This window comes from Microbispora oryzae (assembly GCF_017896165.1).
Lineage (GTDB): Bacteria > Actinomycetota > Actinomycetes > Streptosporangiales > Streptosporangiaceae > Microbispora > Microbispora oryzae.
The window spans coordinates 26,554-44,581 of the sequence record NZ_JAFCNB010000030.1; the positions used below are offsets into that span (position 1 = coordinate 26,554).

The following is an 18,028-nucleotide window of genomic DNA, read 5'->3' on the forward strand; positions in this document are numbered from 1 at the left end:
CCGGGGCTGCACTAGAGTAAGAGCCCAAAGTGACAACAGCCCCTTACACCCTCAAGATGGGCCGCCCCGAGAGGCAGAAGCGTCATGCGTGAGATCCGTTACGTCGGCGATCCCGTCCTGCGCAGCCCGGCGGAGCCGGTGACCGAGTTCGACCGGGAGCTGCGGCGACTGATCGACGAGATGTTCACCGTCATGTACGCGGCGGACGGCGTGGGCCTCGCCGGGCCGCAGATCGGCGTCGGCAGGCGGCTGTTCGTCTACGAGGTCGGCAACCGCAAGGGCCATGTGATCAACCCGGAGCTGGCCGTCGACGACCCCGAAGTGGTGGTCGAGGAGGAGGGCTGCCTGTCGGTGCCGGACAAGGAGAGCCGCAAGCCGCTCTACGCCCGCACGCCCCGCGCCGCCGGCGTCACCGTCCGCGGCCTCGACCGCCTCGGCCGCCCCGTCACCGTGAAGGCCAGGGGCACGCTCGCCCGCTGCTTCCAGCACGAGGTCGACCACCTCGACGGGACGCTGTACGTCGACCGCCTGGGCAAGGACGAGCGCCGGGCGATCCTGCTCCGGACGCCCTGACGCGGGACCCCTGACCTTCGACGCCCCGATCGCCGCGGCGCGGCCGGAGATCCCCGGGCGTCACAGCTGGATGGCCTTGACCTCCAGATGCTCCTCCAGCCCGGCCTCTCCCAGTTCGCGGCCCACCCCGGACTGCTTGTAGCCGCCGAAGGGCGCCAGCGGGTTGTGGCGGCCTCCGTTCACGGCCACCTGGCCGGTCCTGAGCCGCCGGGCCACCGCGAGCGCCCGCTCCTCGGTCGCCGCCCACACCGCGCCCGCCAGCCCGTACGGCGTGCCGTTGGCGATCCGCACGGCCTCGTCCTCGGTGGCGAACGGCACGATCGACAGGACGGGCCCGAAGATCTCCTCCTGCTCGACGGCCATCCCCGGCTCGACGCCCGCGAAGATGGCCGGCTCGACGTAGTAGCCGCGGTCCATCGGGTTGTCGGTGCTCCCGAGCACCAGGCGGGCGCCCTCCTCCTGTCCCTGGTTGAGATACCTGATCACCCGGTCGCGCTGGGCCGCGGAGACGAGCGGCCCCAGCCGGGTGCCCTCGGCCAGCGGATCGCCCACCGTGTACGCGCGGGCGAAGCCGACCGCCAGCCGGACCGCCTCGTCGTACTGCTCCCAGTGGACGAGCATCCGCGTCAGGGCCGAGCAGGTCTGGCCCGAATTGATGAAGGCGCCCGCCACACCCGCCTTCACCGCGGTCTCGAGGTCGGCGTCCGGCAGGATGACGTTGGCCGACTTGCCGCCGAGTTCGAGGGCGACCCGCTTGATCGTCTCGGCCGCCAGCCCGGCCACCCGCCGTCCGGCCCGGGTGGAACCCGTGAACGAGACCATGTCGACGCCGGGGTGCGCCGCGATCGCCTCACCCACGACCGGTCCGTGGCCGCTCACCATGTTGACCACCCCGGGCGGCAGGCCGATCTCGTGGAAGATCTCGGCCAGCGCGTAGACCGCGAGCGGCGCCACCTCGCTCGGCTTCAGCACGACCGTGCACCCCGCGGCGAGCGCGGGGGCCACCTTGCAGATCACCTGGTTGAGCGGATAGTTCCACGGCGTGATCGCGCCCACCACGCCCACCGGCTCGCGCACGATCAGCGAGTTGCCCACCTTGCCGGCGTCGAAGGCGTACCGGCCGAGCAGGTCCGCGTACGACGCGAGCACCTTCGCGGGCAGCAGGGTCTGCGCCTTCAGGGCGAACGGCAGCGGCGCCCCCACGTCGGCGGCGATCGTCTCGGCGATCCGGGGGGCGCGCTCCTCGATCAGCCGCGCCGCCTCGGCGAGATAGCCGGCCCGCCGCTCCGGGGAGGTGCCCGACCACTCGGGGAAGGCGTCCCGGGCCGCGGCCACGGCCGCCTCGACGTCCGCCCTGCTGCCGGCCGGGACCTGGTCGAGGACCTCCTCCGTCGCGGGGTTGATCACGTCGACGGTCTCACCGGACGAGGAGGGGACCCACGCCCCGTTGACGTAGAGCTGACGCATTCCCTCATCCTCGCGTGGAGGGCTCCGGATGGCGAGCGCACGCGCGCTGTCATGCGGAAACCGTCCATACCCGTTGGGCCGGACACGATGATCGTCGATCTTCATCGGCACCCCGCACCAGGGGTTCTCCGGCACCGAATCGGGGCAGAGAATTTCCCCGCAACACAGGCAGGTGAAATATCGAATGCCATGGTGTCGGGATGCCGTGGCAGGATTCATGCAATCCCTCTCGCGAAGGGGCGACGGGGATCGGGGGAGTGAATACGCGATGAGGAGCAGGTGTGGCAGGCAATCTGACGCGTGACGAGGCCCGGGAGCGCTCCCGGTTGCTCGAGGTCCGGTCCTATCAGGTCGAGCTCGACCTGACCGAGGGCGAGGAACGGTTCGAGAGCATCACCACGGTCCACTTCAGCTCGCGCCGGCCGGGGGCGGACACGTTCATCGATCTTCACGGGGCGCACGTGCGCAAGGTCGTGCTGAACGGCGATGAGCTGGACGTCAGCGCCTACGACGCGGAGAAGGGCCGCTTCCCGCTCCCCGGCCTCGCCGAGCACAACGAGCTGCGCATCGACGCCGACGCCTCCTACATGCGCACCGGCGAGGGGCTGCACCGCTTCGTCGACCCCGTCGACCAGCAGATCTACCTGCACAGCCAGTTCGAGACGGCCGACGCGCACCGCATGTACGCCTGTTTCGACCAGCCCGACCTCAAGGCGACGTTCGAGCTCACCGTCCTCGCGCCCGGCGCCTGGGAAGTGGTGTCCAACGCCGCCCCCGACTCGGTCGAGGAGCTCGACGAGCACCACGGCAGGCACGGCACCCTTCAGGCCGCCAAGCGCTGGCACTTCCCGCCCACGCCGGTCATGTCGACCTACATCACGGCGCTGATCGCCGGGCCGTACGCGGTCGTGCGGGACGAGCACGACGGCATCCCGCTCGGCGTCTACGTGCGGCGCTCCCTCGCCCAGCACCTCGACGCGGACAACATCTTCGAGGTCACCCGGCAGGGCTTCGACTTCTACCACCGCGTCTTCGGCCTGCGGTACCCCTTCGGCAAGTACGACCAGCTCTTCGTGCCCGAGTTCAACGCCGGGGCGATGGAGAACGCGGGGGCGGTCACGTTCCTGGAGGACTACGTCTTCCGTTCGCGGGTCACCGACGCCGTCGTCGAGCGCAGGGCGGAGACCATCCTGCACGAGATGGCGCACATGTGGTTCGGCGACCTCGTGACCATGCGCTGGTGGGACGACCTGTGGCTGAACGAGTCGTTCGCCACCTACATGTCCGTCCTGTGCCAGGCCGAGGCCACCCGCTGGGGGCAGGGCGCCTGGACGACGTTCGCCAACGTCGAGAAGGCCTGGGCGTACCGGCAGGACCAGCTCCCGTCGACCCACCCGATCGCCGCCGACATCCCCGACATGCAGGCGGTGGAGGTCAACTTCGACGGCATCACGTACGCCAAGGGCGCCTCGGTGCTCAAGCAGCTGGTGGCGTACGTCGGCCTCGACAACTTCCTGGCCGGCGTCCGCGACTACTTCAACGAGCACGCCTGGGGCAACACGACCCTGCAGGACCTGCTCTCGGCCCTGGAGCGGACCTCGGGCCGCGACCTGTCGGCCTGGTCGAAGGAGTGGCTGGAGACCTCCGGCGTCAACACCCTGCGCCCGTCGTTCACGGTCGACGCCGAGGGCCGCTTCCAGAGCTTCGACGTGCTCCAGGAGGCCACGGCCGAGCACCCGACGCTCCGCTCCCACCGGATCGCCATCGGCCTCTACTCCCTCGAGAACGGCGTGCTGACCAGGACCCGCCGGGTCGAGCTCGACGTCGTGGGCGCCCGCACCGCCGTCCCCGAGCTGGTCGGCGAGGTCCAGCCCGACCTCGTGCTCGTCAACGACGACGACCTCACCTACGCGAAGGTCCGCCTCGACGAGCGCTCCCTGCGGACCCTGGTCGACGGGGGCATCGCCGCCTTCACCGAGTCGCTGCCCCGCGCCCTGTCCTGGTCGGCCGCGTGGGACATGACCCGCGACGCCGAGATGGCCACCCGCGACTACGTCAAGCTGGTCGTGGCCAACATCGACGCCGTGCGTGACATGACGGTCCTGCAGACCGTGCTGCGCCAGGCCCGCCTGGCCGTCCAGCAGTACGCCGACCCGGCCTGGCGCACGGCCGGGCTGTCCACCCTGGCGGCCGCCCTGCGCCGCCTGGCCACCGGCGCCGAGCCCGGCTCGGACCACCAGCTCGCCTACGTCAACGCGTTCGCCGCCGTCGCCACCTCGCCCGAGGACCTGGCGTTCCTGAAGGGCGTCCTGGACGGCGAGGCCGTGCCCGAGGGCCTGACGGTCGACGCCGACCTGCGGTGGACCCTGACGCACGCCCTGGTGTCGGGCGGCGTGCTCGGAGCGGCCGAGATCGACGCCGAGCTGGCGCGCGACGCGACCGCGACGGGCGAGCGGTCGGCCGCGATGAGCCGGGCCGCGATCCCGACCCCCGAGGCCAAGGCCGAGACGTGGGACCGCATCCTGGGCGGCACGCTGAGCGGCGCGGTGCTGCGGGCCACCATCGGCGGCTTCATGGATCCCCACCACGTCGACCTGCTGGAGCCGTACGCGGACCGCTACTTCGACGAGGTCGGGCGCGTCTGGAGCGAGTGGACCTCCGACACGGCGCAGAGCTTCGCCGTGGGGTGCTACCCCGCCCTGCTCATCAGGCCCGAGACCGTGGCGGCCACCCAGGACCGCATCAGCGCCACCCAGCCCCCGCACGCGCTGCGCCGGCTGCTGCTGGAGGGCGCCGACGGCGTCAGCCGCGCGCTCCGCGCCCAGGCCAGGGACGCCTCGGCCTGAGCCGTGGCCGGAGACGGCCGTCCCCCGGAGCCCCGGGGGACGGCCGCCGGTCTTCTTCGCGGCCCCGGCGGGTCACCACATGGACGGGCGGCGGTCGCCCCAGAACCCGCCGGCCGACCGCTCCACCTGGGCCGACAACGAGATCAACGTGCCCTCGTCGCCGTGGCGGCCGGCCAGCATGGCCCCGATCGGCAGCCCGCCGGGCGTCCAGTGCAGCGGCAGATTCACCGCGGGCTGGCCGCTCACGTTGCAGACGGCGGCGAACGGCGCGAACCGCTTCATCCGCTCGAAGGTCTCCTCCGGGGAGTCGACGTCCTCGAACCAGCCCACGGGCACCGGCGGCGCGGTGACGGTCGGGGAGAGCACGGCGTCGTACTCGTCGGTGACCAGCAGGGCGAGGCGGGTCGCCAGTTGCAGGGCCGACTGGGCCTGGAGGAAGGCGGGGGCGGAGACCGCGAAACCGCGTTCGCGCAGCCAGGCCGTCAACGGGCGCAGCTTCGGCTCCAGCTCCGGGGCCACCGGATGGAGGCAGGCGAAGCTCACCCACAGAGTGACGAAGTGGGGCACCATGTCCTCGCCGAACGGCGACGGGATGTCCACCACCTCGTGGCCCAGCGACTCCAGCAGCGCGGACGCGCTCTCGTAGGCCGCCAGCACATCGGGGTGGATCTCGGCCCCCGGCACGGCCGGGGTCGCGTACCGGGCGATCCGCAACCGGCCCGGCTCACGGTCCACGTACGCCGAGAAGGAGCCGAGGCCGGGCGCAGGGGCGTGATAGAGGTCGCCCGGGTTGTTGTGTGCCATGGCGTCGAGCAGCGCCGCCGCGTCCGCCACCGTACGGGCGAGGGGGCCGCTCGTGGACATGCCCGCGAGGTCGGGGATGATCGGCGCGGACGAGATCCGGCCCCGGGTGGGCTTGATGCCGTATAGACCGCAGACGGAGGCCGGGATGCGGACGGATCCGGCGCCGTCGCTGCCGTGCGCGGCGGGGGCGAGCCCGGCCGCCACGGCCGCCGCCGCTCCGCCGCTCGACCCGCCGGCCGACCTGGACGGGTCCCAGGGCGTGCGGGCCGGCTCGCTCACGTACGTCTCGGTGTAGCAGGGCAGCCCGAACTCGGGTGTGGCGGTCTTGCCGAGCATGATCGTGCCGGCGCTCCGGAGCCGCTCCACCACACTGTCGTCAACGGGCGCGACGAAGCCCTCGTACGCCGCGGAGCCGAAGCGGAGCGGCACGTCCTTCACGAAGTTGAGGTCCTTGATCGGGACGGGCACACCGAGCAGCGGCGGAAGATCGTCGCCACCGGACGCGGCGAGCAGGGCCTCCTGCTCGCGGGCCTGGGCGAGCGCCCGGTCGGCGGTCACCGTCACGAACGCGCCGACCTGCGGATTGAGCCGCTCGACGCGCTCCAGATAGTGCTCGGTGATCTCGACGGGAGACAGTTCACGGGATCTTACGGCCGCCGCCTGCTGCAGGACGGTAAGGTCGTGGATGTGCGTCACGTAACGCAACCGTAGGCTGCGCGGACGAAGATATCTAGAGAAGATACCCCTGCCGGAGTGCTCCGAACCGGCAGAAGCAGGCCACAAAAGTATGAACCATCCAACACTAGGCAAGCCGCCGACGGCTCAACTACCGTGAGTGATGTGGATACCGGTCTAGCGCCAGAAGACGGTCACGATGTGTCACCAATCTGGGTGAGTGACCACGCCGAGGAGCGGGCGGAGAGCCCGACGACGCCGGCTGACGCGTCAGCCTCCGAGTACGCGCCGGTTGAGCGCGCGTCCCTCCGGAGTCTCGCGCAGGATCCGCGATACCGGCATCTGCGGCGCCGGGCTCTGATAGCGGCGGCCGCCGGGCTGGTGTTCGGGATCCTGCTGGGAAGCTGGCGCATGGGCCTCACCGTCGCCGTCCTCGCCTTCATCGCCGACGCGGTCTACCGCGCGCAGACGGTGTCGTCCGTCCCCGCCTGGCGGCGCGCGTCGGCGGCCGAGCGGCGCACCGAGGCGCAGCTGCGCAAGCTGGAGCGCAACGGCTACAAGACGCTGCACGCCCGGGCCATCCCCGGCAGCGAGGCCCAGATCGACCATCTGGTCGTCGGCCCGACCGGTGTGTACGCGGTCGACTCGGAGAAGTGGGACAAGCGGCTGCCGGTCCGGGTCCAGTCGCACCGCAAGCTGTTCCACGGCCCGTTCAACCGCAAGCCGAGGCTCGACGAGGCCCGGTGGGAGGCCGCCCAGGCCAGCGACCTGATCAGCAAGGCCCTCGGCCGCGAGATCACCGTCGTGCCCTCGCTGGCGATCTACGGCCCGGCGATCCCGTGGCGCATTCTCAACATCCGGGACGTCGACGTGTTCTCCGGCGGGCTGGTGCGCAAGTGGATCACCAAGCGGGAACGGTCGCTCACGACCGCGGAGATCGAGGCGATCTTCCGGGCGGCCGAGCGGGTTCTTCCGGCGCGTTATCCCGAGTAGTGGACACAGGGTCTCACCGGGCGGGCGGCGGTCGTACCATTTGAGGACTCGTAGTCTTCGGATGGGAGCTCGCCGATGCCCGCGCTCAGGTCACGTACGGTCACGCACGGCAGGAACATGGCCGGTGCCCGGGCGCTGCTCCGGGCGACGGGCGTAGCCGGCAGCGACCTCGGCAAGCCGATCATCGCGGTCGCGAACAGCTACACCCAGTTCGTCCCCGGACACGTCCACCTGCGCGAGGTGGGCGACGTGGTCTCCGCCGCGGTGCGCGAGGCGGGGGCGATCCCCCGCGAGTTCAACACGATCGCCGTGGACGACGGCATCGCGATGGGCCACGGCGGCATGCTCTACTCGCTGCCGTCCCGGGAGCTGATCGCCGACGCGGTCGAGTACATGGTCAACGCCCACTGCGCCGACGCGCTGATCTGCGTGTCCAACTGCGACAAGATCACGCCCGGCATGCTGCTCGCGGCCTTCCGGCTCAACATCCCGACCGTCTTCGTCTCCGGCGGCCCGATGGAGGCCGGCAAGATCCCCGGCAAGAAGCTCGACCTCATCGACCCGATGATCGCCGCGGCGGACGACTCCGTCTCCGACGCCGAGCTGCTGGAGATGGAGGAGAACGCCTGCCCCACCTGCGGCTCCTGCAGCGGCATGTTCACCGCCAACTCGATGAACTGCCTCGCCGAGGCCATCGGCCTGGCGCTGCCCGGCAACGGCACGATCCTGGCGACCCACAAGGCCCGCAAGACGCTGTTCGAGGACGCCGGCCGCACGATCGTGGATATCACCCGGCGCTACTACGAGCAGGACGACGAGTCGGTCCTGCCGCTCAGCATCGCCACCCGCGACGCGTTCGAGAACGCCATGGCGCTCGACGTGGCCATGGGCGGCTCGACCAACACGATCCTCCACCTGCTCGCCGCGGCCCGCGAGGCCGGCGTCGACTTCGGGCTCAAGGAGATCAACGAGGTCTCGCTGCGGGTGCCGTGCGTGTGCAAGGTCGCCCCGGCCACCGCGAAGTACCACATCGAGGACGTGCACCGGGCGGGCGGCATCCCCGCCATCCTGGCCGAACTCGACCGCGGCGGCCTGCTCCACCGCGACGTGCACAGCATCCACTCCTCGTCCCTGCGTGAGCACCTCGCCGCCTGGGACCCCAAGTCCCCTGAGGCGACCGACGCGGCGATGGAGATGTGGCACGCGGCCCCGGGCAACGTCCGGACCGTCAAGGCGTACTCGCAGGACGCCCGGTGGGACGAGCTCGACCTCGACCGGTCGGCGGGCTGCATCCGCGACGTCGAGCACGCCTACACCCGCGACGGCGGCCTCGCCGTGCTCTACGGCAACATCGCGCAGGATGGCTGCGTCGTGAAGACGGCCGGCGTGGACGAGTCGGTCTGGCGGTTCTCCGGCCCTGCGGTGGTGTTCGAGTCCCAGGAGGACGCCGTCGACGGCATCCTCAGCAAGCGGGTCAAGGAGGGCGACGTCGTCGTCATCCGCTATGAGGGCCCCAAGGGCGGTCCCGGCATGCAGGAGATGCTGTACCCGACGAGCTTCCTCAAGGGCCGCGGTCTCGGCAAGGCGTGCGCGCTGATCACCGACGGGCGGTTCTCCGGCGGCACCTCCGGCCTGTCCATCGGCCACATCTCCCCCGAGGCGGCCGAGGGCGGCGCCATCGGCCTGGTCGAGGACGGCGATCTCATCGAGATCGACATCCCGGGCCGGTCGATCGAGCTCAAGGTCTCCGACGAGGTGCTGGCGGCCCGGCGAGAGAAGCTGCTGGCCGAGGTCGGCGGCTACCGTCCGCGCGACCGGCGGCGGCCCGTGACCGCGGCCCTGCAGGCGTACGCGGCCCTCACCACCTCGGCCTCCACCGGCGCCTCCCGGGACCTGACGCAGCTGTCCCGGTAGGAAGATCTGTCCATCTGGATACCGGAACATTCCGAGAACGCGTTCGGAAAATTGTCAGTGCTCGTCGTTATGGTCGAGGTATGGCCAACGTCATACGGCACACGCTGACAGCCGAGGAGCTCGCCGCCCTCGCGCTGTCGCTCGCCCACCTCGGGGCGGGCCCGCAGTCGGTCACGGCACGCCGCGGGCTGCGCCATGCCTTCGCCCACCTCGACCTCACCGACGACGTCATCGCCAGGACCCTCACCACCCTGACCACGCCACTCCCGACCGACGTCGCCCGGCGCGCCCGCGTCGTGGCCAACGCGATCACCGCACGGCTGGTGATCCGCATCCAGTATCACGACGCGGAGGGCCGCCTGACCTTCCGCGACGTCGAGCCGGTGACCTGCCTCGTCCACGGCGAGTTCTGGTATCTCGTCGGCTGGTGCCGGATGCGGCGGAGCGTGCGGGCGTTCCGGTTCGACCGGATCCTGTCCGTCGAGTCGACCGACCTTCCGGCCCGGCCGCATCTCCCCCAGCGCTACCTGCCGTTCCAGCGCCGATCCGGCACCGGGCGGCACGCGAAGGCGCTGACCGCCCCACGTCCCCCGGCAGGCGAGCCCGCCGCCTGACCGTCACACCGCCTGACCGTCATACAGCCTGACGATCACGTCACGTGACCGTCATACAGCTTGACGATCAGGCCGGCGCCACACCCGCGGGGGCGGGTCAGCCGCAGCAGCCGCCCCCGCAGCACCCTCCGCCGGAGCCCGCCCGGGGAGCGGGTGTGGCGCCGGCCCTGCCGGTCACCGCGACGGTGGAGAGCAGTTTCACGGTGTCGTCGTGGCCCGACGGGCAGGTCGCGGGCGCGCCGGCCTCACTCATGGGCCGGTTCAGCTCGAACGTCGAACCGCACGCGCGGCAACGGTAGTCGTAGCGTGGCATGCGTCCAGGGTACGACCGCCCCGGCCGTCACGCCGCCGGGTGCCGCCGGGTCACCTCCCGGAAGTGTGGCGCGCGCGGTCGCCTGACCCGGCCGGGCCGGATCCGGGACGATACGGCGAGGGACGCCTGCCGAGATCTACCCGAAGTCGATCGTCACGTAGTCGCCCACAGGCCGGTAACCCAGTCGCTGATAGAGGGAGTTCGAGACGGGATTGGACAGGTCGGTGATGAGCAGCACCTCGTCGGCGCCTTCATCCAGCGCCTTGCGGGTCGCCGCGTGCGTCGCCGCCCCGGCGTACCCCCGCCCGCGCAGCGGTGGAGGCGTGTAGACGGGGCCGATCCGCGACATGCCGGAGATGGGGGTGGAGACACAGGCGAAGGCCACCGGCCGGCCGTCGTCCTCCCACCAGACGAGCTCGTCGCGGTTGACCCGCGCCGACACGACGGGCGCCGGGTCGGCCCTGACGTCGACATGGGCCTCGGCCTGGAAGGCGCGGACCCACTCCGTGGCCAGCGGGACGTCCGCGGCGGAGGCGGTCCGCGGCTTACCCGGCGCGGGCGCGGCAGCGAGTGTCTCCAGCCGGTAGAGGCGTTCCGGCCTGCGCCGGCGTTCGGGGCGCCACCAGGCGCGGGCGAACGCCTCCGCCACGTCGACCGGGCCTCTGACGGCGGCCACCTCGTGCTCACGCCCGATCAGATCGGCCGCGAGCGCGGGCAGCGTCGTGAGCGGCACGTCTCCGAGGAGCAGGGGGTACGGCGCCGTGTGCAGGATCGCCCCCACGACGGCCGGGGCCGCCGTGTCCGCCGACGCGACCGGGGCCGGAGGCACGGGGCCCGCCGGGCCCGCCGGGCCTGCACGGTCGGCCGGGTTGGCCGGGTTGGCCGGGTTGGCCGGGTTGGCCGGGTCGCGGTCGGACAGCCACCCCATCAGGACGCCGTAGCCGTGGAGGCCGCTCCTGATCCCCCGCAGCACGGTCAGCTGGACGGTGTTACGGACGGGATCACGGAGCAGCCACGGGCCGACGATCTCGGCGAACTCCTCGACGTCGGCGGTGAACGTCCACCGCGCGCGGCCGGTGCTCAGGCCGCCGGTTCCAGGTAGGGCGCCCATTGAGGATCACCGTCGAGCTGCGCGCCGATGAGCCGCCAGTGGGCGCCGTGTGGCACCGACGGGGGGATGTGCAGGATCCACCCCAGCTCCTCCAGCAGGCGATCGGCCTTCCGGTGATTGCACGGCATGCATGACGCCACGCAGTTCTCCCAGGTGTGCGGGCCTCCCTTGGAGCGAGGAATGACGTGATCGATGGTCTCGGCCCGCTGGCCGCAGTAGGCGCAGCGGAAGTTGTCCCGTCGCATCAGCGCCGCCCGGGTCAGCGGGATGCGCGTCCGATAGGGGATGCGGACATACCGGCGCAGCCGGATCACCGAGGGGACGTCGAGGGTGCGGCTGGCCGAACGCAGGACCGCGCCTCTCCCGTCCCGGTGGACGACGTCCGCCTTCTCCCTGAGGACCAGGATCACGGCCCGGTGCAGGGAGAGCGTGGTGAGCGGCTCGTAGGTGGCGTTCAGTAGCAGGACTTGGCGCATCAGCCGGCCTCCACAGCGGTCTCGGCTGTGCGCCTGGGTTGTGGCCCCGTCGGTTGGGACCCGGATGCTTCCGTCACAGGGACCTCCGCCGGACGGCCCAGCGGATCGTCACCACGGCACCGCCCTTCACCAAAGTGTGGCCTCTTGGGCGGCCGGTTCGCCACCCCATAAAGGTGAACCGGAGCGGACGACGAGGACGCCTGTTCCCTCTATGCCCCGCCGATCTTCCCTTTACTCCCATCCTGGGCGGATACGCACCGTGAGGCGCGCGCCACGGCCTCGCCTGTTCTAAAGTGCCAGCATGACGCGACAGCCGTATCCGCCCGCCCGCCGGGACGCCATCGTCGACGACATCCACGGAACCTCCGTCCCCGACCCGTATCGGTGGCTGGAGGACGCGGACGCTCCGGAGACCAAGGAGTGGCTGGACGCGCAGGAGGAGCTGTTCCGCCGGGCCGATCTCGAAGGCCGCCGGCACTTCCGGTCCCGCATCGCCGAACTGCTGCGCTCCGGCTCGATCGGGACGCCCTCCTGGCGGGGCGAGCGCCGGTTCTTCACCCGCCGTACTCCGGACCAGGAGCACCCGGTCCTCTACGTCGGCGAGGCGGGCGAGGAGCGCGTACTGCTCGACGTGACCGCGCTCGACTCTTCCGGGCTGACCACACTGGACGCCTACCAGCCCGACAAGGAGGGCAACCGGCTGGCCTACCAGATCTCGGTCGGCGGCGACGAGGAGTCGCGGCTCTACGTGATCGACGTGGCCACCGGCGAGATCGTCGAAGGGCCCATCGACAGGTGCCGCTACTCCCCCGTGGCCTGGCGGCCCGGGGGTGAGTCCTTCTACTACGTCCGGCGGCTGGCGCCCTCAGCGGTACCGGCCGGCGAGGAGCAGTACCACCGCCGGGTCTACCTCCACCGCGTCGGCACGTCCCCGGACGAGGACGTCCTGATCTTCGGTGAGGGCCTGGAGAAGACGAACTACTACGGCGTGTCGGTCTCCCTCGACGGCCGCTGGCTGTCGATCTCCGCGTCCCGGGGCACGGCTCCGCGTAACGATCTGTGGCTCGCCGACCTGTCCGTCTCGGAGGCGACCGCGCCCCGCCTGGTCACCGTCCAGGAGAACGTGGACGCTCAGACGGCACTTCACGCCGGGCGGGACGGCCGCCTCTACGTCTTCACCGACCTCGACGCGCCTCGCGGCCGTATCTGCGTCACCTCCCCCACCACGCCCGGCCGGGAGCACTGGCGCGACCTCGTCCCCGAGGACCCCGAGGCCGTGCTGTCCGACTTCGCCGTCCTCGACGGCGCGGCGGAGCCGGTCATGCTGGTCGGCTGGACGCGGCACGCCATCTCGGAGATCACCGTCCACGCGCTGGAGTCGGGCGCGCGGGTCGGCGACGTGCCACTGCCCGGTCTCGGCTCCACCGGGGGGATCACGGAGCGGCCCGAGGGCGGCCACGAGGCGTGGTTCAGCTACACCGACGACATCACGCCCACGGCGGTCTACCGGTTCGACGCGGACACCGGCGCCACCACCCTCTGGGCGGCGCCGCCCGGCGCGGTCGAGGTGCCGCAGGCGCGGACGGAGCAGGTGGTCTACCGGTCCAAGGACGGCGCCGAGGTGCACATGCTGGTGATCTCCCGGGAGGGGACCGGCCCCCGGCCCACCATCCTCTACGGCTACGGCGGTTTCGGGATCTCGATGACCCCGGGCTTCTCCGCGACCGCCCTGGCCTGGGTGGAGGCGGGCGGCGTCTACGCGGTGGCGCAGCTGCGCGGCGGCGGCGAACAGGGCGAGCAGTGGCACCGTGCGGGCATGCTGGGCAACAAGCAGAACGTCTTCGACGACCTGCACGCCGCGGCTGAGCACCTCATCGCCACCGGGGTGACCACCCCCGACCGGCTGGCCATCTCCGGCGGGTCGAACGGCGGGCTCCTCGTGGGAGCGGCACTCACCCAGCGCCCCGAGCTCTACGCGGCGGTGGTCTGCTCCGCCCCGCTGCTGGACATGATCCGGTACGAGAAGTTCGGCCTCGGCGCGACCTGGAACGTCGAGTACGGCTCCGCCGACGTGCCCGAGGAGTTCGGCTGGCTGTGGGGCTACTCGCCGTACCATCACGTGCGTGAGGGCGTGACCTATCCGGCGACCCTGTTCGCGGTCTTCGCGTCGGACACCCGGGTGCACCCGCTGCACGCGTGGAAGATGGCGGCGGCGCTCCAGCACGCTCAGGCCGGTGACGCCCCGATCCTGCTGCGCAACGAGACCGAGGTGGGACACGGCGCCCGCGCCGTCAGCAAGTCGGTCGAACTCGCGGCCGACCAGCTCGCGTTCCTGGCCCGGCACACCGGGCTCACGGTCACCGGCCAACCAGAGGCCTGACGCGGAAAGAGCCGAGCGCAGTCAGTAGCCATGGGCGGCCACGCAGCACGGTCGCCCGGCTCGGCACGCTCAGCGGGGGAAGATCACCGTCTTGTGGCCGTCGAGCAGCACGCGGTGCTCGGCGTGCCAGCGGACGGCCCGCGCCAGCGCCTGGCATTCGAGGTCGCGGCCCATCGCGGCGAGGTCCTCCGGCGAGTGAGTGTGATTCACCCGGGCGACCTCCTGCTCGATGATCGGCCCCTCGTCGAGGTCGGGCGTGACGTAGTGGGCGGTCGCGCCGATGAGTTTGACCCCCCGCGCGTACGCCTGGTGGTAGGGCTTGGCGCCCTTGAAGGACGGCAGGAACGAGTGATGGATGTTGATCATCCGCCCGGCGAGCTTGGCGCACATGTCCTCGGACAGCACCTGCATGTATCGGGCCAGCACCACCAGGTCGGCCTGGTAGTGGTCGACGAGCGTCAGGATCTCGGCCTCCTGCCGGGGCTTGGATCCAGCGTCGACCGGCAGGTGGTGATACTCCACCCCGTACGACTGGGTCAGCGGCCGCAGGTCGGGGTGGTTCGACGCGACTCCGGCGATCTCGATGGGCAGCAGGCCTGAGCGCACCCGGTAGAGCAGGTCGTTGAGGCAGTGGTCGAACCGGCTGACCAGCACCAGGGCACGGGTCTTCACCGCGCTGTCGAACAGCTGGAAATCCATGCCGAACTCCGGCGCCAGCGCCGCGAACTCGGCGCGCAGATCGTCCACGGAGAGTGTGGCGGCGAACTGCACCCGCATGAAGAACCGGACGGCGACCGGGTCGCCGAACTGCTGACTTTCGATGATGTTGCAGCCGTGCCGCGCCAGCAGGCCCGAGACGGCCGCGACCACGCCGGGTCGGTCCGGGCAGGACAGGGTCAGCACGTATTCAGCGCTCATGCGTGGGTCCTCGGGGGGAGTGCGTCCATTGGGTTCAAGGGTAGGGCCACCCGCTACCCGGACCGGCGGCGACATGGGCCGCCCGGCCCGCATCGCCGCCGCACCGCTCACGCCGCGGGTCAGCCGGCCTTCTCGAACCGCTCCAGAGCCGAACGGATCTCCGGATCGCCGGGGTCGAGCGCCTGGGCGGCACGCAGGTCCGCCTCCGCCTCGCCGTCGCGGCCGAGCGCCGCCAGGGCGGTCGCCCGGTTGAAGTACAGCGCCGCGTCCTCGCCCAGCTCGATGGCCCGGGTGAGGTCGGCCACCGCCCCTTCCACGTCGCCGCTCTCGTACCGCAGAACGGCTCGGTTGGCCCAGGCGGAGGCGAGGCCGGGCCGGGCCGCGAGCGCGGCGTCGAACGCGGCGGCCGCCTCGGCGTACCGGCCCTCGGCCGTCTCCAGCTGCCCGAGCACGCCGAGGAGGTGGGCGTTGCCGGGGTCGGCGGCGAGCCCGGCCTCCACGTCACGGCGGGCCGCCTCGTGCTCGCCCAGGACCTCCAGGATGCCCGCCCGGTTCACGTACGCGTCGAGGTAGTCGGGGTCGAGGTCGAGCACGTGGTCGAGGTCCTCCTTGGCCAGCGGGAGATCGCCCTGGGCCAGCCGGAGCTCCGCCCGGTTGTAGTACGCCTCCGGCAGCGGTGGGCTGACCCGGATGGCGGTCTCGTAATCGGCCAGTGCCTCGTCCAACCGGCCCAGCTCGAACAGCAGGTTTCCCCGGTCGAGATAGTGGTCGGGGAAGAACGGGTCGATGGCGATGGCACGCCGGAAGTCGTCCAGGGCCTCCTCGGCGCGGCCGCTGCGGGCGAGTAACTGCGCCCGGTTGGCGTACAGCACCATCCGGTGCAGCGGGTGCGCCTGCGGCGGCAGGTCCCGCTCGGCGAGATCGATCGCGGCCTGCACCAACTCCAGGGCCGCGCCCACCCGGCCCTGCCTCAGCTCGATCAGCGCCCGGCCGTTCTGGTCGAACCCGAGCTTGAACGCCCGCAGCCTCCGGTCGGACAGCAGTGTGGAGACGGCGATCGCCTCGTTGATCCAGCCGGTGGCCCTGGGCAGGTTGCGCCTGCCCGGATCGGGATGCCGCGCGTCCAGCATCGCCGTGCCGTACGCGGACGCCGCGTGGACCTCCGGGTCGACGCTGATCTGACGCGCCTGATGGTAGAGCCGGAGGGCCTCCTCCCGCCGCCCCAGCCCGCCCAGCGCCGTGGCCGTACGCTGGGTGAGCCGCCACCACAGGTCGGAGCCGGGCTCGGCGAGCCGGAGCCCCCGCATCCCCAGGTCGACGACGGCGTCGAGGAAGCCCTCGCCCACGCAGTGATCCACCGCCGCCCACAGCGCGCGGAGCGCGGCGTCGGGATCATCGCCGTGTTCGAGGTGGTACGGCAGCGCCCCGAGCGCGGACTCCGGTCCCAGCAGGGCGGCCCGCGCCGCGTGCAGGCGCGCACGCTCGGCCGGCGGCAGATCCAGATAGGCCCGGTACGCCGCGGGATCGTCGCAGGTGCCGTCGGAGCCGACATAGTCGTTCGCGCTCTCCGGAGGCAGTCCGCGCGCGGGGGCCTGGATCACCCGGAAGGAACCGCCCAGAGCGGCCGGCGGCGGCTGTGGGGACGCGAGCACGAGCGTGAGGTCGTCCACGCGGCGCGCAAGTACACGCAACAGCTCCAGATCGGTCGGGTCCGCCTCGTGCAGGTTGTCCACCAGCAGAGCGGCGGGCCCGCCGAGGCGGTCACGGGAGTCGTCGCGGGAGTCGCCACGGGAGTCGCCGCGGGAGTCGCCGCGGAGGCAGTCGCGGACGAACTCGGCCAGACCGTTGGCGATGCGTAGCGTCCGCCGGGGGGCGGGGACGAGAATCCGCTCGTCCTCCGGCAGACGCGACTCGACCAGCTGCCTGCGCGCCGGAACCAGCGGCCGCAGGTCCGGCGCCGTGGCCCGGATCTCGATGTCGTGCTCGGCCACCAGAGCCTCGGAACGCTCCAACGCCTCCGGAACCAGGGCACGGAGCACCGCTCCTCCCACCGTGTACGGGCCCCGCAGCCTGCGGTGTCCGTTCACCACGGTCGTCAGGGGCGCGGGCACCTCGACGGTGCGGAGCACGGCCTTTCGGTCGCGCGACAGCGTCCCCTGGACCCAGATGTGGCGCGGCGGGCGGCTCACCCCTTGTGGATCACACTCGAGGTGCCGGTGAGCTTCCTGGTGCCTGGCTTGCGGATGATGATCTTCTTCATCGTTCCTTCTTCCCCATGGTCGGACGGGACAAGGAACAAGTATCGAAGGTGATCAGTCATCCGCCAAGGCATGAAACAACTATCTAACACTTGAAAACGGAGAAACCGTGGCGTCGAGCCGCTTCTCTATATAAAGGACGACATTGTCGCCTCGTACCTCGCGCCGCAATTCGCGCCACCCGGCCCTTCGGTACATCTCGACCGCGGCCACCTGCCGGAGGGTGGTGTCCCCGATGAGCGCGGAGAAGCCGAGAGCGCGGGCACGACTCTCCAGGGCCCGCATCATCTGCCTGCCGTACCCGCGCCGCTGGTGCTCGGGATGGACCCGCAGGCGGCACATCTCGGCGGTGTGGTCGTCCACGCGGCGCAGCCCACCCATGGCGACGATGCCCGTCCGGCTGATCGTCCCGACGAGGAAGTCGCCACCGCCCGCCACGTAGACCTCGGTGATGTGCGGGAAGTCGTCGTCGTAGTAGACGCCGTCTCCGGGCGTGAGCCCGACCTGCGCCAGCGCCACCTGGTGCAGGGACCACACGGTGTCGAGATCCGACCAGTGGAAGCGCCGGATCCGCAGGCGCGGCGTCATCGGCCGCCTGCTCTCGTCAGCGTCTCCACGCGACGACCGGTCCGGTGACGACATAGGGGCACCCGCCATGGATCCTCCTCAGGCCCGCTCCGTCCCTG

The 18,028-nt window shown here is 71.4% G+C and carries 14 protein-coding genes; 6 read left to right on the forward strand and 8 right to left on the reverse strand.

Going from position 1 to position 18,028, the window contains the following annotated elements; translation table 11 throughout:
• Positions 1 to 84: 84 nt before the first annotated feature.
• Positions 85 to 573, forward strand: coding sequence for a peptide deformylase (gene def, locus JOL79_RS31480; RefSeq protein WP_210159573.1), 489 nt, complete (start codon positions 85 to 87; stop codon positions 571 to 573).
• A gap of 60 nt (positions 574 to 633) precedes the next feature.
• Here the strand turns inward: def and JOL79_RS31485 are convergent, their stop codons facing one another.
• On the reverse strand, positions 634 to 2,040 hold the full coding sequence (locus JOL79_RS31485; RefSeq protein ID WP_210159574.1) for an aldehyde dehydrogenase family protein: 1,407 nt from the start codon (positions 2,038 to 2,040) through the stop codon (positions 634 to 636).
• Between the two features lie 281 nt (positions 2,041 to 2,321).
• Between JOL79_RS31485 and pepN the strand changes: the two genes are divergently transcribed.
• Positions 2,322 to 4,886 carry an aminopeptidase N gene (gene pepN / locus JOL79_RS31490; RefSeq protein WP_210159575.1) on the forward strand — a complete coding sequence of 855 codons (2,565 nt, stop codon included), beginning with the start codon at positions 2,322 to 2,324 and terminating at the stop codon, positions 4,884 to 4,886.
• Positions 4,887 to 4,958: 72 nt separating this feature from the next.
• Here pepN and JOL79_RS31495 read toward each other — a convergent pair whose 3' ends face one another.
• Positions 4,959 to 6,386, reverse strand: a complete 1,428-nt coding sequence (locus JOL79_RS31495) for an amidase (protein WP_210159576.1) — start codon at positions 6,384 to 6,386, stop codon at positions 4,959 to 4,961.
• A 195-nt stretch (positions 6,387 to 6,581) separates the two neighbouring features.
• Here JOL79_RS31495 and JOL79_RS31500 point away from each other — a divergent pair, with 195 nt between their 5' ends.
• The 3 genes from JOL79_RS31500 to JOL79_RS31510 all read left to right on the forward strand — a co-directional run bounded on the left by JOL79_RS31500 (position 6,582) and on the right by JOL79_RS31510 (position 9,886).
• Positions 6,582 to 7,358, forward strand: coding sequence for a nuclease-related domain-containing protein (locus tag JOL79_RS31500; protein ID WP_307848834.1), 777 nt, complete (start codon positions 6,582 to 6,584; stop codon positions 7,356 to 7,358).
• A 75-nt stretch (positions 7,359 to 7,433) separates the two neighbouring features.
• A complete protein-coding gene (ilvD, locus tag JOL79_RS31505; RefSeq protein WP_210159578.1) occupies positions 7,434 to 9,272 on the forward strand; it encodes a dihydroxy-acid dehydratase in 1,839 nt (612 codons plus the stop codon).
• Positions 9,273 to 9,352: 80 nt separating this feature from the next.
• On the forward strand, positions 9,353 to 9,886 hold the full coding sequence (locus tag JOL79_RS31510) for a helix-turn-helix transcriptional regulator (RefSeq protein ID WP_210159579.1): 534 nt from the start codon (positions 9,353 to 9,355) through the stop codon (positions 9,884 to 9,886).
• Positions 9,887 to 9,983: 97 nt separating this feature from the next.
• On the opposite strand, the gene JOL79_RS31515 is transcribed toward JOL79_RS31510, so the two are convergent.
• The 3 genes from JOL79_RS31515 to JOL79_RS31525 all read right to left on the reverse strand — a co-directional run bounded on the left by JOL79_RS31515 (position 9,984) and on the right by JOL79_RS31525 (position 11,786).
• Positions 9,984 to 10,199 carry an FmdB family zinc ribbon protein gene (locus tag JOL79_RS31515; protein ID WP_210159580.1) on the reverse strand — a complete coding sequence of 72 codons (216 nt, stop codon included), beginning with the start codon at positions 10,197 to 10,199 and terminating at the stop codon, positions 9,984 to 9,986.
• A gap of 136 nt (positions 10,200 to 10,335) precedes the next feature.
• Positions 10,336 to 11,310, reverse strand: a complete 975-nt coding sequence (locus JOL79_RS31520; protein WP_210159581.1) for a GNAT family N-acetyltransferase — start codon at positions 11,308 to 11,310, stop codon at positions 10,336 to 10,338.
• Positions 11,280 to 11,786 (reverse strand): HNH endonuclease, encoded by a 507-nt coding sequence (locus JOL79_RS31525; protein ID WP_210159582.1) that lies wholly within the window; start codon positions 11,784 to 11,786, stop codon positions 11,280 to 11,282. Before JOL79_RS31525 ends, JOL79_RS31520 begins: the two co-directional genes overlap by 31 nt.
• 301 nt (positions 11,787 to 12,087) lie before the next feature.
• Between JOL79_RS31525 and JOL79_RS31530 the strand changes: the two genes are divergently transcribed.
• On the forward strand, positions 12,088 to 14,166 hold the full coding sequence (locus JOL79_RS31530; RefSeq protein WP_210159583.1) for a prolyl oligopeptidase family serine peptidase: 2,079 nt from the start codon (positions 12,088 to 12,090) through the stop codon (positions 14,164 to 14,166).
• A gap of 69 nt (positions 14,167 to 14,235) precedes the next feature.
• On the opposite strand, the gene purU is transcribed toward JOL79_RS31530, so the two are convergent.
• From purU to JOL79_RS31545, 3 genes are all read right to left on the reverse strand, one after another.
• On the reverse strand, positions 14,236 to 15,084 hold the full coding sequence (gene purU, locus JOL79_RS31535; RefSeq protein WP_210159584.1) for a formyltetrahydrofolate deformylase: 849 nt from the start codon (positions 15,082 to 15,084) through the stop codon (positions 14,236 to 14,238).
• Between the two features lie 119 nt (positions 15,085 to 15,203).
• Complete coding sequence (locus tag JOL79_RS31540; protein ID WP_210159585.1) at positions 15,204 to 17,273, reverse strand: tetratricopeptide repeat protein; 2,070 nt, start codon at positions 17,271 to 17,273, stop codon at positions 15,204 to 15,206.
• Positions 17,274 to 17,423: 150 nt separating this feature from the next.
• Complete coding sequence (locus JOL79_RS31545) at positions 17,424 to 17,999, reverse strand: GNAT family N-acetyltransferase (protein ID WP_230985850.1); 576 nt, start codon at positions 17,997 to 17,999, stop codon at positions 17,424 to 17,426.
• Positions 18,000 to 18,028 lie beyond the last annotated feature (29 nt).